The sequence below is a fragment of the Oceaniglobus ichthyenteri genome (genome assembly GCF_003057885.1).
Classification (GTDB): domain Bacteria; phylum Pseudomonadota; class Alphaproteobacteria; order Rhodobacterales; family Rhodobacteraceae; genus Oceaniglobus; species Oceaniglobus ichthyenteri.
In genome coordinates, this window is the sequence record NZ_QAGK01000024.1 from 1 (window position 1) to 14,688 (window position 14,688).

Consider the following 14,688-nt stretch of genomic DNA (forward strand, 5'->3'; position numbering starts at 1 on the left):
GATGCGCGATCACCCCATGCTGCAGCTGGCCAATGCGGCGGCGGAACTCGACCAGCTCTGCCCGCAGGCTCGAATAGTTCGCCTGCCGCACATCCCCGGTCACCAGGTGATAGGGCAGCCCCAGCGAAGCCGATACCGCAAGAAGTGTCCGGTATTGGAACGCCTCATAGCCACCACCCACGTCGGCGGGGCTGGAGAACTTCACGTCCTCGCCGGGCAGCAGCACCTGCATCGTGCCGGGCTCGAGGCTGGCGATGGCCGCCCCGTCGAGATCCGCCTCGCCTTCGCCCATCATCGGGTCTTCCGGCGCGGTCTTGGTGATGAACCCCGCAAACATCGCTGCAGTTTTCTTGCGGTCCAGTTCGGCGTCGTCGTACTGATCCAGCAGAAACAGCCGCACCATCGCCGGTGCCACATGCGGCAAGCCGCGGATCTGACCGGCATCGATGGGGCGGTAGATGTGCAGCACGTCGTCGGCGGACACGCGGACCGTCTCGGGGAGTACTGCCCCCTGATCGGTGCTGTCACCGGGATGGCGGCGGCGAAAGTGATAGGCCAAGCGGCGGCCGATGGCGTCAAATTCAATGCCGCAGCGGATGCGATTGCCGTTGGCAGCGATCTCCGTCTTGTCGAACGGCAGCATTTCGGATTGCAGCAGCTGCAATTGCAGCGGCACCAGCATCCCATCCTCAGCCCGGCGCGGCCGCAATCGCACGAAACACTCGCCCGCCACGAACATTTCCCGCGCCACCATCGCCTGCAGGCCGTAGAAATCCGTCAGCCCGTCAGCGTCCGCCTCATCGGTCCAGGCCAGCCAGAGCCGCTGCACCCGATCCCGCAGATCCGGATCCTCGATCAGCGACGAGGGCTTGATCCCATCGCCCACCAGGTTTGAGGCAAACGCCTCGCAGGCATTGGCGGCATAGCCATTGGTGACCACCAATTCCCGCGAGCGCGCCAGCAATCGCGGACCGCCCGAGGCGACCATCGCGTTGATATTCTCCAGCGGCGGGTTCCAGCCCCTGAGCCGCCGTTTCGCCATGGCACCTTCCAGCCTTGCGCGCACGGCAGCGGGGCCGCCGGGGGCCCGGCGACGAAAGCGATCAAACAGCCCCATGGCTCAGAGCCCCTTCGCGGTTGTCACACGCACCTGTCGCACGATCCGCCGCCCCTCGGCCGCCGCGATCTCGCGGTCGAGCGCCTCGATGGCCCGGTCGATTTCCGCCACGCTGCGGTAATCCACCGTCTTTCCGTCATAGCTGACCCGCGCCACGCCAGAGGATCGCTGTGCAGCGAGGGTCTCGCGGCGGGCGCGAAGTTCCGTGATGTCAGCCATCTTGCACCGTTCCTTCTGGACCGCCGTTCCCGCACTTTCCAGACACCGAACCTGACAGGGCGATCCCGGCGCTCAAGGCTATGCAACGGCTGTTTGCCGTGACATGTTCGTTCATGATCAACGAGATCGATTGCATGGAAGGGAAAAGACGCAATGGAGGAATTCTTTCAGGCGCTGGGAACAATCGGAGTTGTGTTCCTGCTGGTGGTCGGCGTGCTTGCCGGGCTTTTGGCATCTGTACTCCAGGGCGGACGCAACAAGCCCCGCAACGTCGCGATCGGCGTCGTCGGCGCACTGCTGCTCCCTTTCGTGGTGACGCTGGCCGCTGCGGGGGCGCTGGCCGCAGGCGGACTGCTACTGATCGTGTTCCTCGCCGTGATCGGCGCGGTGCTGATCCTTCTGATCACCCATCTGATCCTGCGTTGAACATCCCGACACCGTTGAACCGCGCCAAAACCAGACGATATCGAGCGACACTTCGGCGAATATCCTGGCGGACCGGGAAAGACGTCTCCCTTGCTCACCCCATGTAACTTGAGCGCACTGTCCGCCGCCGTAATTTCGCGGTCGACCGTCTCGATGGCCCGATCAATCTCAGCCACACTGCGGTAGTCCACGGTCTTTCCGTCATCGCTGACGCGCGCCACCTCAGTGGACCGCTGTGCAGTGAGCATCTCGCGGCAAGCGCGAAGTTCCGAGATTGTCGCCATTCCAATCGCCCTTTATGCTCAAGCGGAATTGCAACCGCTTCGAAAGCCATGACCCAGAGAATTGCCCGCCTCAGAATTGAGCTTGAGGCCATCGAGCCCTGTATCTTCCGGGTCATCGATGTGCCGATAAGCACCAACTTGCGATCGCTGCATGAGCTGATCCAGACGGTTATGCCTTGGGAAGACTATCATCTTTACGAGTTCACCGTTGGCGACAGATCTTACGGCGAACCTGATCCTGAAGATGCGGTCTGGGGCCGCAAGGTCTATCAGGCGAAATCCCTGCGGCTCGGGATGCTGATTGATCGCGGCGTCGACGAATTCCTGTATATCTACGACTTCGGGGACGACTGGAGGCATCGCGTCCTTATCGAATACGTCGTCGACGCCGAACCCGATGTCGACTACCCGGTCTTTGTTGGCGGTGAGCGACGCGCACCGCCCGAAGACGTCGGCGGGCCATCGGGGTTCATGGACTTCGCCGAAGCGATCTCCAAACGCAGCCACCCACAGCACAAGGACATGGTCCGCTGGTATGGTGGCCCATTCCACCCTACCGATTTCGGCGCGGATGAAATCGCATCGCGCGTTCGCGAGTTAGCTCTGCGGCGCAAGGTTTCTTACGATGCCTTCCAACGCAGTCGCGGTATGCGGGACAACTAAAATCGGTCAACTCACCCCATGTAATTTGAGCGCACAGTCCGCCGCCGTGGCGCCGCTCGCTGCGCAATCGGCGTGGTGTTTCCCGCGCCACCATCAGCCACGTCCTGAGCCGTGACCCCGAGTTGGGCTTCCAGATCGGCCCACCGCGCCTCCGACCAGCGATCGGCTCCAAGGATCCACGCGGCGGCGCGGGCATAGACCCGGCAATCCAGAGCCTCGTTGCGTTCGCGCAGCTTCTGCCATTCGAGTCGGGCGAAGCCACGCCGGGTGCGCACCGTGACCAGTTGTTCGGCCGTGAATTGTTTCAACCACTCGCCGTCCGCCCAGTTGGGCAGATGGATGGTTCCGGGCGGACAGATCATGCCCGCTTCCTGCTCTTCCCGCGTCGGACGATCCTGCCGCAGGAACCGATAGGTCTCGGTCTTGAAGGTGGACGTGGCGACGGTCCAGAGCCGCGCGCCACGGCGCAGCCTTCTGCCCCCGACGGTCGCATCGACATAGGTCGGGCCGGTGACCGGGCTTGAGCGGTTGAACCCTTCGACGCCTTTCACCGGCGCAACCTGTGCAAAACCGACCTCCCGCGACCAGGCATAGACGGCGCTCGTCTCATAGCCGGTATCGATCGCCAGCCGCGCCAATGTCATCGGCTGATCGAAAGCGTGCTGCCATGTCTGGCCGAGCAGATTGGTCAACTGCTGCCAGCACGCCGGATCGCCAGGCCCGCCCTCCAGGACCAGATGATCGATCAGCCAACTCTCCAGCCCGCGGCCCCAGGCCCAGACATCAACCTCGATGCGATCCTTCTGAACATCGGCTCCGGCTGTCAGGAACAGGCCCCGCTTTGGAACACTCCCTCCGTCCCAAGTCTCGCGCTGGTCCGCCAACCGCTGCCAGTCGGGCGCTTCGCCGGTTTCGACCCATGTCTCGCCGAGGATCGTGTTGCGGAACGCCTTGATCGCCTCGTCCGACCCTTGGGCCGCGTCCCATGCGCGCACGATCCGCTCCCAGCTCAGCCAACCGATCGGCGAATAGAGCGCCGAGAGGTGATAGCCGACGGTGCCGGGATCGGCGGCCGTTGCGGTCGCACGCCATTCGCCTGCCTGCAGCATCGCCGTCTTGTTGTGTTCGGCGATAGGCGTCTCGCAGCCCTCGCAGTGATATTCTGCCGTCTCCGGACGGCCCTTCTGCCAACGCAGCCGCTCGAACTTCATCCATTGGTCATGGCCGCAATGTGGACACGGCACGAAATACCGGCGTTGGTCGCTGGCCTCGAACTCGCGCTCAATCCGGCTCAGCCCCCGGATTGTCGGGGTCGAGACCAGGAACACCTTGCGCCGATGGGCAAATGTCAATGATCGCGCTTCGGCGAGCGTAACCGGGTCGCCTTCGTCGTCAGCGGATGCCGGATAAGCGTCGACCTCGTCGAGGAAGATGTAACGCGCGGGCGTCGAGCGCAGCCCGACCGCCGAGTTGGCGCCGGTCATGATCAGAATGCCGCCCGCGAACTCCTTCGACAGCATGGTGTTGCCTGCATCCCGCGAGCGCGCCGGTTTTACCCGCTCCCGCAGTTCCGGGCTTTCATCGATCAGCGGGTCGATCCGCTGGCGCGAGTTACGTTTCGCCAGTTCCACGGTCGGCTGGACCGCCAGCATTGGGCCCGGAGCCTGGTGGATGGCAAAGCCGATCCAGTTGTTCCCGGCCTCGGTCGCGCCAACCTGCGCCGCCTTCATGAACACAATCCGCTGTGTTAGATCGCCGGGTGAAAGTCGATCCATGATTTCGCCCATGTAGGGCGTGCGCGCCGTGCGATACCGTCCCGGTTCTGCCGAAGCGCGCCCCGACAACATTCGGTGCCTGTCCGCCCATTCCGACACGGTCAAGTCCGCATCTGGCGTGAGGCCCGCTCCCCAGGCGCGTAGGATCTCTGCCGCGCCATCGAAGTCCGGCATATCGTCCGCATCATCGGAGATCGGGTTTGACCTCGGCAAGATCGTCGAGCTGGGCACGGACATGTTTCTCCAGAACCTTCTGCATTGCTGCGGGCTCGACGCCCAGATCGGCCGCCATCAGCGCCGCAGCGCGCGACGGCCAGTTGACCCAGACATCGCGCTCCTGCCGCGCCAGTCGAAACACCAGCGAAAGTGCGCGCGCCCGGTCGATCAGCTCGCCCTTCAGCTTTTGCAGCCGGATACGGCGTTCCTGCGCCTTCAGCACTTCATTGGCCGTCTTTGCCTGCAGGAACGTGGTGCCGCTGCCGACAGGCGGGGCTGCCATTCCCTGTTCGCGCAGCGTTTCGCCTACGGCGGATACCGCCGCCTCCGGGACGGGTTTGAGCTTTGGCTGCGGTGCTTTCCGTGTCTTGGACGGATCGGTCGCCTCAGCGCGCAGGGCATCGCTGGCCACCGCGTCAATGCTGCCATCGCCGTTCAGCACCAGCCGTCCCGTCGCCTTGGCCTTCTGGATTGCCCCGCGCGATAGGCCGACGCGGGCGGCATACTGGCGCTCGCTCAGACCCTCCATTGCGCGCTCCGATTATCATTCAAAATCATGTGCTTATGTAGTTGATAAGCCTCCGCGTCAGAGCGAACCTGATCCTGCGAAAACGATGCAACTCACCGCCGCGCTCAAGCAGCGCAGCGGTAGCGCAAAACCAAGGAGCCGCCGCGATGACCCACCTGAATCCCCAGACAACGCCCCGCCACCAACTGCGCGCCGAAAGGGCTGCGCGGAACAAGGAAGCAGCGCTCAACGCCTTCATCGGCAAGAAGGCTGAGATCGACGAGATGCTGGCGCGCTTGACAAACCTGAGCGACGACCACTTCAACGCCCACCCCGACGAGATCAACTGGGGCCATGTCGGCACCCTTGAGCACTACGCCAACCTCCTGAAGCGCATCACCGACAGCGCCTTCAGCGAAGGCGAGCACGCGGAATGAACGGAGCAAAAGCCATGGAAACCAGCACAATCCGCATCGCCATTCGCGGCCTTAATGAGCCTTGGGATACGAGCCGCATACCGGCGGTCATTGACGAGATCGAAGCATCGCTCCGCGAGGAAGCCGATATTCCGGCACGCCTCACTGCCGACAGCATGACCATCGCCATCGATGTCGCCACCGACCGACTGCCCGAAGCCGCAGGGCTCCTGCGAGACCTTGGCCTGATCTGACCTCGGGCAGACGCCCGAACTCCGGCCGCGCGCCCTGCGCGGCTTGGGGTCGTAGAAGACCGCGACGGTCGCGGTCCGAAAACGGAGACGACCCCATGAGCAAGCTTTCCGACACCCAGACGATCATCCTGTCGCGCGCGGCCCAAAACGGGGACCACATTGCCCTGCCGCTGCCTGACAACCTGCGCGGCGGGGCCGCCGCCAAAGTGGTCAGCGCGATGCTCGCAAAGGGCTTCCTCGAAGAGGTCGATGCCGACATGCGCAAGGGCGATCTCGTCTGGCGCGAGACCGGCGACGCCCACGGTGTCACGCTAGCCGCCACCGACGCTGGCCTCGCCGCCATCGGCATCGAGCCCGACGACGCGAACACCGCGCCTGCGGGCACGACGAACGCTCCGACCGAGGAGCCCGCGCAGGACGCCCTCACCGAGACCGAGGCCGCGCCCAAGGTGCGCACGCTGCGCGAGGGCACCAAGCAGGCCACGCTGATCGCCATGCTGCGCGCGCCGGACGGCGCGACCATCGAGGATATCATGGCCGCGACGGGCTGGCAGTCGCACACGGTGCGCGGGGCAATGGCCGGAACGTTGAAAAAGAAGCTCGGGCTTGAGGTGACCTCGGAGAAAGTCGAAGGGCGCGGGCGGGTCTATCGGCTTCCCGCCTCTTGAGGCGCTTGCACCACTTAGTACGGGCATCGCCGCCCCGCAAAGGCGGCGAAAAGCTTGCTTTCCCCGGTAAGCCATCGGAATTAAGAGAAATTTCAAGGTGTCCAATCAGAGGATAAGGGAAGTGAGTGATTTAAATCCCAACATTCAAGTAGGCCAATATTGCTGCCTAGTCGGGCAGAAGGTGCTTCCCAGACGTCCAAGTTCAATAGTCGAACTTGAAGTTCAGTCAGAAGACGGCGGAAGGAAGCGGATGCTTTTCGCGCCGCTCGGAAACTCGCCGGTTTCTCCCAGGTTGGCATAGCCACCGGTCCAGCCCTGCGAGGCATCATCGAAGCCGCCGGGACGGATCGTCAGGCGCACCTTGGCCAGCGTGCCCTTTGCGATGAGGTTGGTGTTGCTCTGCGCGTCGTTGAAATCGTTCCAGGAACCCATGGGGAACCTCCTTTTCCATGATCAGGATTGCGGTTGGGATTGGTCGGCACCGGCCGGATCGGCGGGTGGCGGGGCGTAGGTCAGGCGATCCGTCGCCGGGGTCACAGGCGTCCGGATCTTCGCCATCAGGCGGCCGAGATGGGGTTCTTCGACTTGGGCCAGTCGGCCGGAACGGTCCTTGGCCGGAAAGCTCCAGGGGTTGATCGTCTGGCAGACGAAGGCGCGATACGGATCGCCGCCATCGGCCTTCAGTTCCGCCATGGTGATCACCTCGTCGACGATCCCCGGCAGTTCGAGCCCGGTCTTGGACCCGTCGATCTGCGGCTGGAATACCTTGCGATTGAAGTCGTCGAGCTTCTCGTCGAGGATCCCGACGAACCAGACATTCTTGGCCCGCGTGTGCTGCAGATGGGTGAGCCAGCCGATCATCTCGCGGCCGTGCAGCCCGTAGGCACCGCGCACATCCGGCTTGCCGGTTTTTTCCGACAGCACCTCAGGCTGACCCTTGCACCACCCGAAGCACAGCCGCCCGGCGACAGTGATCGAGTCGACGAAGATGGTGTCGTAGCGGTCCAGTGCTGTCGGATCGCCGAAGCGGTCGCAGACTGCCTTGTAGTGCGCCGGGCTGTAAGGCTGCTCATCGCGCAATGCCGGGTTCGGCCCGCCAATGAACACCGCGAAATCCCGGCATTCGGTCCAGGTCCGCGGTCGGATGCTGTCACCGGCCCAGCCCTCGATGGCGAGATCGCCCGCTTCGAGATCCATGAACAGCGTTCGGTCAGGATCAAGGGTCCAGAGCAGCGAGGTTTTCCCGATGCCGGATTTCCCGAAGATGCAGCCCTTGATGCCGCGCGGTTCGGCAAGCCGCTGGTCGGCGCTGATGATCGGGAGGCTCACTGGTCGGCCCCCTGCGCAAGGATCTCGACCTTCAGCGTGCCGGGCCGGACAGTGCGTGCGGGCTCGAAACCCTGCCGGATTGCCTCGGGCCAGGCGGCGTATTTGCGCTCAGGAACTTTGAAAGCGAGATCGACATATTCGTCCGGATCGTCCCCGGCATCGCGGATCCGCGCGACCATGTCGGCCAGCCGATCCTGATCCCAATCCACCCGCTTCGGCAGATCAGCGACCACGGTGAAATCGCCATCGTCGAACCGGACGGTGCCGGTGTCTTTGCCTGCGGCTTGGCGTTCCTCGGTGGCGCGAGTGGCGTACCGGACGGCCAGCCCGGCATCGAAGCGGGCCTTCGCGGCCTTGTCGCGCTTCAGGCGCTCGTCGATCTCGCGCTGCAGGATTGCCAGCAACTCGACCGGCAGCGTCGCGATCTCGGCCGCGCTGAGGGATGGCAGATCATCGAGCGTGGGGGTGTTCTCGGGGAATGGCATGAATGGATCTCCGTGATCAGTGAAAAAGGATTGGAATGCGGGCATCACGCGGCCTCGAGCAGGCGGATTGACAGGGCGGCACCGCTGGATCGGGGTTTGGCCCGGGCGACGGCGATGTAGGCGAACTGGTCGGGGCCGATCCGCGCCTGGACGAGATGGACGAGGTTCTGCTCTGCCGCGCGAAGAGCGGCAGCTGCGACCTGACGCAAGGCACGCTGACGGTCCGCAGGCAGCTTCGACAGGATCGCTGTGGCATCGACTGCCAGAAACCCGCGGTGATAGATGAGCGTCTCGCCGGGTTCGGCCTGCGCGATCCAAGCGCAGAGCCCGACCTCGTCCAGACCGCCAGTGGCGCAGAACGGCACCACCCGGTCTGTCGTGAAATCATCGAGGCGGACCATCACGCTGCACCTGCGTGCGCATCAGCGCCGGTGCTGTGGCGCAGCTGGTCCTGCTCGAACGCGGTGATATCCTCCATGCGGTAAACCACACGGCCGCCCAGCTTCATGAACTGCGGGCCTTCACCGGCCCACCGCCACCGCTCCAGCGTGCGGTGTGAGATGTTCCACCGTCGGGCCAGTTCTTTCTGATTAAGGTGTTTGAGCTGCATCTTCGTCTCCTGTCGCTCGCTGCGTTGGGAGGAAGATGCGAAATCCTGCTGTGGGATGTCGTCAGGATCGAAGTGGGATGTGGAGGGGGATCAGTTTGAGCCTTGCAACTCAGCGGCGAACGCCGTGGCGGGGGATTGTCATCCCACTCTCATCCCCCAGTACATCCCACTGTGGAGCCGGATGGACGCGCGTGCTGGAACGGGATGAGCCAGAATCAGCCGCAGTTCAGACGGTAGTTGCCGCGACCATTCGATTCGATCAGTGACCGCCACTGCTTCTGGGATTTGAACACGTCGGACATCTTCAGGCTCTTGGAGCCCGCTGCCGAGAGGATCGCCTTGCCGCTCTGCCAGGCCTCGCCACGTCGCGCAGCCTCATGCAGCGCGTGGACAACCTGCGCCTGGATTGGACCAAGGCGGAACTGGTGCCCGCCGCAGCGCACCTCTTGATAGTCGGGTGACGCGCTGAAGATAGGCAGCTGCGGTCCCGTCTCTGCGCCGGAGAACCCTGTCTCCGCTTCGAAACGATCACGTTCCTCGCGCCTTAGCAGCAAATCCTCAATGGTGAGAGGCACGCCGTCTCGATCTCCCCAGATCGAAGCATAGTCCGACCGAGGCGTTCGGAAGTCGCTCACTGTCAACTCGGCGGTCCGAAATATCTGGAACACATCCCGCGCATGCAGCTCAAGCAACCCACTGTAGTAGCTCTGCTCGGTGGGCACCCGAAAGCGCTCACCCTCATGGGTCTCCTCGTAGTCGCCCAGCTCCAACGGCACACCGAAGACACGCACCGACAGCCGCAGCTTGTCGTTCTCCGCCAGATAGATCAGGTCGGCCTCGGAGATGGACCAGCGATCGAGGATCTCCGGCAGAGTAAAATACGCCTTCTCGATCTCCATCTGACCCCCGATTCCTGCTATTGAGTGTTTAGGGTTTGTTCTAAATCCTTGACGCCCTCCGATCAATCCTGTTTTATCCTATTTGATCCACAGCCCTCTGGGGAAAACATGACCGAGCATCACACGCTCTCAGACCGCCTGCGCGCCCGCGCTCAGCAACTCGGGCTCAGCCCCGCTCATGTCGCAGAGATGGCCGGGGTCAATCGCTCCTTCGTCTATGACATCCTGCGCGGTCGCTCAGCACGACCGGGGATAGACAAGTTGGCCGAGGTCGCCCGCGTGCTGAAGGTCGAGCGCGAGTGGCTGATCCACGGCATCGGTGAGGTCGAGGGCGAACCGCCCTTCATCGAGAATCCCGACGAAACTTTCGTTGCAATCGCCCATGCAAGCCCGCGCCCATCGATGGGCGGCGGCGCGGTGGTGACCGAGGACCATGACACGCCCGGCCGCGCCTACCACTTCCGCCGATCCTGGATAAAGGGCAGCCTGAAGGCCAGCCCGTCACAGCTGCGGATCATGCACGTCGAAGGCGACAGCATGGCACCGACCCTGCTGGACGGCGACACAGTGCTGGTCGACATGACACGTCGCGCGCCCAACCCGCCAGGGATTTTCGTGCTGGATGATGGTGTAGGCTTAGTTGCCAAGCGACTCGAGCACGTTCCTAACAGCGACCCACCCGCCGTGCGGGTGATCTCGGATAACGGCTTCTACAGTCCCTACGAGCGCAGCGCCGAAGAAATCCACATCATCGGCCGCATCCGCTGGTTCGCGCGGGAGTTGTGATCTATACGCTAATTACGATGACAAGAGGACATTTCATTTCTCGGAAGTGGAACAGAACCTGAGTAGTGGTTGGAGAATGGACTTGAACGAAATTGAACGCAAGATTGCCGCGCAAGGGTTCATTGGGACATTGCAGGAGTTCGATCGTACCGACCGCAAAGATGAAAAGCTAATAAGAGAGATTGCGGAAGCCGCTTCCCAGCGTAGTGCTTTTCTATCCCAACAGGACGTGGACTTGCTTAGCGAGATTTCCGGTTCAGATTTCTTCCGTATCCAAACAATTGCCTGCGAGATCATTCCGCTCTTGGATGTAGCTCCAAGCGAAGTGATGAATTTGGTTCATCTGCTCGTGGAAAAAGGTGGGGAGGATCTAGCCGCAAATCAACCGAACGCGGCGTTCCGAAAATGGTGTGCATCCGACAGTAAACGGGCCGATGAGATAGTGTCATCTGCGCGCGCTGGCGATCCATTGTCGCTTCGTCACCTTGTATTCGCACTAGAAAGCAAGGGCGACTTCCAAGAAGCGTTGCGCTCTGCCAAAGCCTCTGATGAAGAGCGGATAGCTGGTGTTCTCGCCCTTTCACGGATGAAGCTTACGCTAGTCGAGGCGGCGCAAGCCGTTGAATACATATTAGGGATCGCCGAGACCAGCGAAGCAAAGGAGACTGCTGGGCTAATCAAAGCTGCCCTGGACATGGCAGGCAAGCATGAAGATCTCGACCGAGCGCAATTTGCAGAAGCGTTCAATCGAACGAGAGCAACCGATTGCCCAATCACTGTTCATTTAATGGCAAGCGCAGTGCACATGCATCTTGGGCAGATGTGCCCCGAAGAAGTCGAAATTTGTCTGAAGGGTATCCTCGAAGTCAATCCAGAGAATCGAGGCACAATACGAGAAATTGACTCGGCACTACGACGCCTTTGGAAAATCAATCCGCAGCAGGCAGGCCAGGCGGCCGCAAAGCTTATCTCCCGAACTGAAGGAACGATCGGAACAGACGAATTGCAGGGCTTTTTCTCAGTAACAGAATCAGATGATCGCAAGAACCTTGGAACGCTTGCAACCAGCTGGCTCTTGGAGGGGAATTACTATGTGTGTTCAACGCTCACGTCCCACCTATCGGAGATAAATCGAACGTCTCCTTGCGTCGATATTCGGCCCGCAGACCTGCCCGTCGATGCCATCGATCAGGTTTTTTTGTGCCGCAAGGCAATTGGCTTTCTATTCCTTTCGCCAATGACTGCCGCATCGTGGATAATCGCAGTCCTCCGGGGCGGGCATGCCGAAGCTGCAAGCGAAGTTGCGGACCTGCTCTTCGATCCACTGCTGTTAAACTACGGTGGCGCTCTTAAGGATTGGCTTGGGGATGTCAGCAAAGCTGATGCGCCTGGAACAGAAGCCATTAAGAACGCCATCCAACAGGCAAATCAGCTGTGGGACGGATTTGAGGCGGCCCGTGAGGTTGTCGAGTTAGAGCCACCAGCGTCTCAAAGGGCTCTTGTCCGCTTTCAGGAAGCAGAAGAAGCCGCTCGGATTCAAGAAATGGCCAGAGAGAAATCAATCTTCGCACAGGTTGTGACCACTCAATCGCTGCTCTATGGCGATCAGTCGAGTTTCAGCATGAAGGATGGTGACGGCAACCGCCGCTCCCAGACGGTGCACATGGCCGAAATGTCTGTCAGCAGTGAGCTTCCAAAGGGCGTCATTTTCGACCCGGTCGGGACTGAGTGGTTGCTAGAACAGTTCCGCCATGAGCAGAGGGTGATCGCATGAAGCTCCTCGTCAGACAACATCTGCAAGGCATGAAGGAGCGTGGAGAGCTAGACGTCCTGCTGCCACTGCTCCTCAGCGAATTGGGCTACGAGATTGTTCATCATCCAAGGATTGGTGGACGACAAGCAGGTGTCGACGTCGTCGCGGTTGGCCCTGATCCTGACGCAGAAGGAGCAAAATCACTTTTGCTCTTTGTTATTAAGGCTGGCGATGTAGGACGCGCAGATTGGGACGGAACGTTGCAGGCGGTACGTCCATCCTTGGGAGAGGTTCTGGACGATTACATTCCAAACCGAGTTCCACAGCAGTATCGCGGGCTGCCTGTGGCCATATGCGTTTGCATGGGTGGAGAGATTCAAGAAGGAATCCGGGCGCAGTGGCGCGGTTTTGTTGATCGCCATTCAACGGCAACGCTCAATATTCGTGAATGGAACGGTGATCGTCTGGCAAATTTGATCCTGTCGGGCATCCTTGGGCAAGAGCTTCTGGATCCTGATCATCGGGCACACTTCCAGAAAGCGGTAGCGTTGGTGAGCGAGCCGGAAGAGTCATACCGAAACTTCCGAGCGCTGCTCGACGCGCTCACCGAAAACATTGGAGCCGACCGGCAAGGCATAAAACACCTCCGGCAAATGATGATTTGCCTCTGGATCCTCGTGAGCAACGGTGTTGATGCTGGTAATCTCGACGCGCCCTACCGCGCGTGCGAGTTGGCGATGTTGCATGCTTGGGACGCGTTCCGTCGCTGCCCGGAAAGCGCGAGGGTTCGACGTGCAGAACGTCAGGAAATTCTTGACCACGTTCTTTCGCTCTACCTTAACGTGAGTAATAAGCTCATTGTCGGGAAAGTTGGGCCGCACACAATGCACCAGCACGCGCTTTCGGCCGCTGTCCGATCACGGTCTTCGCTCGACGTGAACCTGGCATTGTTTGAGACCCTAGGACGCGCCGTACTTCTGGGACTATGGCACCACTACATCGCTTGCTTGAGCGAGGGTGAGCGACAAACAGAGCACCTCGAGTTGCGCGACCAGATCCTTGACCTAGCCATTTCCATGATCAACACCAATCCAAGCTTGGTTGCCCCGATGCGGGACGACCATCACATTGAGATTGGTATGCTTATGCTTCTGGCCCAGGCTTGCGGACGGTTGCATGATGTTGACCATTATCTTCGTGAGGTAGCGTCTCGGCTGTCCTATCGATATCTCCGTCGTTCACACTGGACTAGTTACTTCCAAGATTATCGTCAGTTGGCCCGCCATCCAATCAGCCGCGATGACGCCTATTTTGAGCGCTCCACGTGCGGGAGTGTTCTTGTTCCTTTCGTCCTCGTTGGGCTGGAGCGCCTCTCGGCAAAGGACGAACTGGAAGCTTTTAGAGATGTCGTGCACCGTGTGCTGTCTCACATGACCCAGCAGGTATGGGTTCCAAGCGAACAGACGGATGATTGCATCTGGCGAACTGGCCAAACGATTGGGTTTGGCATCCCCATTCCAGAGATAAACAAAGACGACAGCGATGCGTCACTATCCGCGGAAATTGACGCGGTGGTCACCGAACATGATCAGATCCTTCGAATGGAAGCTTTCAAGCGCGGTTTGGTCCCGTTGTTCATGACTGCGTGTCGGCATCACCGCATACCTCTGCCGCCACATCTCTGGTTCGAGGTCGACAAAGCCGATCAGACGGAAAAGGAAGCGGAGGTGAGCGAAGTTGGCGATAAATCGGGCTAGGTCTAATCGGGAAATACTCGTTCCACCTAGACTACCGCTCTGGTTGATACACTTGGCGCGAGATGCTTCACCCAGTGTGTAGCCGCAGCCTGCTACCGGAGTGAAAGATGTGTTCCGCCAATTTTGACCAGATGCGCCGCGCACGAACAAGCTCCCTGAAATACGCAGCATTACGACAACCCATTGTTTTAACTTGAAATCCATTCCGCATCGCGGCCACCACAGGACAAAACAGCTCCTGAGGTCCGCCCGCTATGCCCGATACCGACGTCAATTTCGCCCCTCCGCCCGAAACGCTCACAACCAATGAGCGTCTGGCAGAACTAGCCCGGATCCTCGCTGCAGCCGTGGATCGCGCCAACCCTCCGAGAATAAACGAGAATTCTGCGAACGACGGAGACAGTTCGCTGGACATCCTCGCCCTTGTTCGCCGTCGTCGTCACCAGTTGCGAACCCGAGTTGGAGAGGACGAATGACGAAAACCAAAACGAAATCAGTGGGAAAGAGAACTGGCCTTGGCCCT

General features: G+C 60.9%; 19 protein-coding genes and 1 pseudogene. 8 read left to right on the forward strand and 12 right to left on the reverse strand.

All coding sequences use genetic code 11. The features are described 5' to 3' along the window. Both C8265_RS18935 and C8265_RS18940 read right to left on the reverse strand, forming a co-directional pair. Nucleotides 1–1,117, reverse strand: a 1,117-nt coding sequence (locus C8265_RS18935; protein ID WP_240611150.1) for a phage portal protein, incomplete at its 3' end; no start/stop codon positions are given. A 3-nt stretch (nucleotides 1,118–1,120) separates the two neighbouring features. Then, nucleotides 1,121–1,336, reverse strand: coding sequence for a phage head-tail joining protein (locus C8265_RS18940; RefSeq protein ID WP_108485563.1), 216 nt, complete (start codon nucleotides 1,334–1,336; stop codon nucleotides 1,121–1,123). A gap of 153 nt (nucleotides 1,337–1,489) precedes the next feature. On the opposite strand from C8265_RS18940, the gene C8265_RS19615 reads away from it, so the two are divergent. Next, nucleotides 1,490–1,762, forward strand: coding sequence for a GlsB/YeaQ/YmgE family stress response membrane protein (locus C8265_RS19615; RefSeq protein ID WP_164512402.1), 273 nt, complete (start codon nucleotides 1,490–1,492; stop codon nucleotides 1,760–1,762). A gap of 131 nt (nucleotides 1,763–1,893) precedes the next feature. On the opposite strand, the pseudogene C8265_RS20035 reads toward C8265_RS19615, so the two are convergent. After that, nucleotides 1,894–2,046 (reverse strand): annotated as a pseudogene (locus C8265_RS20035) (phage head-tail joining protein); the annotation flags it as partial. Nucleotides 2,047–2,094: 48 nt separating this feature from the next. Between C8265_RS20035 and C8265_RS18950 the strand changes: the two are divergent. Beyond that, nucleotides 2,095–2,709, forward strand: a complete 615-nt coding sequence (locus C8265_RS18950) for a plasmid pRiA4b ORF-3 family protein (protein WP_108485565.1) — start codon at nucleotides 2,095–2,097, stop codon at nucleotides 2,707–2,709. A gap of 11 nt (nucleotides 2,710–2,720) precedes the next feature. Here the strand turns inward: C8265_RS18950 and C8265_RS18955 are convergent, their stop codons facing one another. Next, nucleotides 2,721–4,721, reverse strand: a complete 2,001-nt coding sequence (locus C8265_RS18955) for a phage terminase large subunit family protein (protein WP_108485566.1) — start codon at nucleotides 4,719–4,721, stop codon at nucleotides 2,721–2,723. Then, nucleotides 4,669–5,229 carry a hypothetical protein gene (locus C8265_RS18960; RefSeq protein WP_108485567.1) on the reverse strand — a complete coding sequence of 187 codons (561 nt, stop codon included), beginning with the start codon at nucleotides 5,227–5,229 and terminating at the stop codon, nucleotides 4,669–4,671. The genes C8265_RS18955 and C8265_RS18960 overlap by 53 nt, the downstream gene beginning before the upstream one ends. A gap of 146 nt (nucleotides 5,230–5,375) precedes the next feature. Here C8265_RS18960 and C8265_RS18965 point away from each other — a divergent pair, with 146 nt between their 5' ends. From C8265_RS18965 to C8265_RS18975, 3 genes are all read left to right on the forward strand, one after another. Next, the gene (locus tag C8265_RS18965; protein WP_108485568.1) at nucleotides 5,376–5,645 is read left to right on the forward strand and encodes a hypothetical protein; all 270 of its coding nucleotides are present in this window, start codon (nucleotides 5,376–5,378) and stop codon (nucleotides 5,643–5,645) included. 14 nt (nucleotides 5,646–5,659) lie between these two features. After that, nucleotides 5,660–5,878, forward strand: coding sequence for a hypothetical protein (locus C8265_RS18970; protein WP_126623208.1), 219 nt, complete (start codon nucleotides 5,660–5,662; stop codon nucleotides 5,876–5,878). 95 nt (nucleotides 5,879–5,973) lie between these two features. Further along, on the forward strand, nucleotides 5,974–6,546 hold the full coding sequence (locus tag C8265_RS18975; protein WP_108485570.1) for a DUF3489 domain-containing protein: 573 nt from the start codon (nucleotides 5,974–5,976) through the stop codon (nucleotides 6,544–6,546). Between the two features lie 222 nt (nucleotides 6,547–6,768). Here the strand turns inward: C8265_RS18975 and C8265_RS18980 are convergent, their stop codons facing one another. The 6 genes from C8265_RS18980 to C8265_RS19005 all read right to left on the reverse strand — a co-directional run bounded on the left by C8265_RS18980 (nucleotide 6,769) and on the right by C8265_RS19005 (nucleotide 9,869). Continuing rightward, complete coding sequence (locus C8265_RS18980; protein ID WP_108485571.1) at nucleotides 6,769–6,978, reverse strand: hypothetical protein; 210 nt, start codon at nucleotides 6,976–6,978, stop codon at nucleotides 6,769–6,771. Between the two features lie 21 nt (nucleotides 6,979–6,999). Next, entirely contained in the window at nucleotides 7,000–7,875 is an 876-nt protein-coding gene (locus tag C8265_RS18985; RefSeq protein WP_108485572.1) for an ATP-binding protein, read from the reverse strand. Beyond that, the gene (locus C8265_RS18990; protein WP_108485573.1) at nucleotides 7,872–8,360 is read right to left on the reverse strand and encodes a hypothetical protein; all 489 of its coding nucleotides are present in this window, start codon (nucleotides 8,358–8,360) and stop codon (nucleotides 7,872–7,874) included. The genes C8265_RS18985 and C8265_RS18990 overlap by 4 nt, the downstream gene beginning before the upstream one ends. 44 nt (nucleotides 8,361–8,404) lie before the next feature. After that, on the reverse strand, nucleotides 8,405–8,761 hold the full coding sequence (locus C8265_RS18995; protein WP_108485574.1) for a hypothetical protein: 357 nt from the start codon (nucleotides 8,759–8,761) through the stop codon (nucleotides 8,405–8,407). Next, nucleotides 8,761–8,970, reverse strand: coding sequence for a helix-turn-helix transcriptional regulator (locus C8265_RS19000; RefSeq protein ID WP_029058679.1), 210 nt, complete (start codon nucleotides 8,968–8,970; stop codon nucleotides 8,761–8,763). Before C8265_RS19000 ends, C8265_RS18995 begins: the two co-directional genes overlap by 1 nt. Nucleotides 8,971–9,185: 215 nt before the next feature. Beyond that, entirely contained in the window at nucleotides 9,186–9,869 is a 684-nt protein-coding gene (locus tag C8265_RS19005; RefSeq protein ID WP_108485575.1) for a hypothetical protein, read from the reverse strand. A gap of 108 nt (nucleotides 9,870–9,977) precedes the next feature. Here C8265_RS19005 and C8265_RS19010 point away from each other — a divergent pair, with 108 nt between their 5' ends. The 3 genes from C8265_RS19010 (at nucleotide 9,978) to C8265_RS19020 (ending at nucleotide 14,165) form a co-directional block, all read left to right on the forward strand. Continuing rightward, nucleotides 9,978–10,655 carry a LexA family transcriptional regulator gene (locus C8265_RS19010; protein ID WP_108485576.1) on the forward strand — a complete coding sequence of 226 codons (678 nt, stop codon included), beginning with the start codon at nucleotides 9,978–9,980 and terminating at the stop codon, nucleotides 10,653–10,655. Between the two features lie 82 nt (nucleotides 10,656–10,737). Next, nucleotides 10,738–12,429 (forward strand): hypothetical protein, encoded by a 1,692-nt coding sequence (locus C8265_RS19015; RefSeq protein ID WP_126623209.1) that lies wholly within the window; start codon nucleotides 10,738–10,740, stop codon nucleotides 12,427–12,429. Next, nucleotides 12,426–14,165 carry a hypothetical protein gene (locus C8265_RS19020; protein ID WP_108485578.1) on the forward strand — a complete coding sequence of 580 codons (1,740 nt, stop codon included), beginning with the start codon at nucleotides 12,426–12,428 and terminating at the stop codon, nucleotides 14,163–14,165. Before C8265_RS19015 ends, C8265_RS19020 begins: the two co-directional genes overlap by 4 nt. A 323-nt stretch (nucleotides 14,166–14,488) precedes the next feature. Here the strand turns inward: C8265_RS19020 and C8265_RS19665 are convergent. Beyond that, nucleotides 14,489–14,688: hypothetical protein (locus tag C8265_RS19665; RefSeq protein ID WP_206050376.1), on the reverse strand; the 200-nt coding region annotated here is incomplete at its 5' end.

Bases quoted from the DNA above. Each gene is read 5' to 3' on its own strand.
- C8265_RS19010 (WP_108485576.1), top strand. From the start codon at position 9,978: ATGACCGAGCATCACACGCTCTCAGACCGCCTGCGCGCCCGCGCTCAG.
- C8265_RS19005 (WP_108485575.1), bottom strand. From the start codon at position 9,869: ATGGAGATCGAGAAGGCGTATTTTACTCTGCCGGAGATCCTCGATCGC.
- C8265_RS18975 (WP_108485570.1), top strand. From the start codon at position 5,974: ATGAGCAAGCTTTCCGACACCCAGACGATCATCCTGTCGCGCGCGGCC.
- C8265_RS18970 (WP_126623208.1), top strand. From the start codon at position 5,660: ATGGAAACCAGCACAATCCGCATCGCCATTCGCGGCCTTAATGAGCCT.
- C8265_RS19615 (WP_164512402.1), top strand. From the start codon at position 1,490: ATGGAGGAATTCTTTCAGGCGCTGGGAACAATCGGAGTTGTGTTCCTG.
- C8265_RS18950 (WP_108485565.1), top strand. From the start codon at position 2,095: ATGACCCAGAGAATTGCCCGCCTCAGAATTGAGCTTGAGGCCATCGAG.
- C8265_RS18980 (WP_108485571.1), bottom strand. From the start codon at position 6,978: ATGGGTTCCTGGAACGATTTCAACGACGCGCAGAGCAACACCAACCTC.
- C8265_RS19020 (WP_108485578.1), top strand. From the start codon at position 12,426: ATGAAGCTCCTCGTCAGACAACATCTGCAAGGCATGAAGGAGCGTGGA.
- C8265_RS18960 (WP_108485567.1), bottom strand. From the start codon at position 5,229: ATGGAGGGTCTGAGCGAGCGCCAGTATGCCGCCCGCGTCGGCCTATCG.
- C8265_RS18955 (WP_108485566.1), bottom strand. From the start codon at position 4,721: ATGTCCGTGCCCAGCTCGACGATCTTGCCGAGGTCAAACCCGATCTCC.
- C8265_RS18965 (WP_108485568.1), top strand. From the start codon at position 5,376: ATGACCCACCTGAATCCCCAGACAACGCCCCGCCACCAACTGCGCGCC.
- C8265_RS18990 (WP_108485573.1), bottom strand. From the start codon at position 8,360: ATGCCATTCCCCGAGAACACCCCCACGCTCGATGATCTGCCATCCCTC.
- C8265_RS19000 (WP_029058679.1), bottom strand. From the start codon at position 8,970: ATGCAGCTCAAACACCTTAATCAGAAAGAACTGGCCCGACGGTGGAAC.
- C8265_RS18940 (WP_108485563.1), bottom strand. From the start codon at position 1,336: ATGGCTGACATCACGGAACTTCGCGCCCGCCGCGAGACCCTCGCTGCA.
- C8265_RS18995 (WP_108485574.1), bottom strand. From the start codon at position 8,761: ATGGTCCGCCTCGATGATTTCACGACAGACCGGGTGGTGCCGTTCTGC.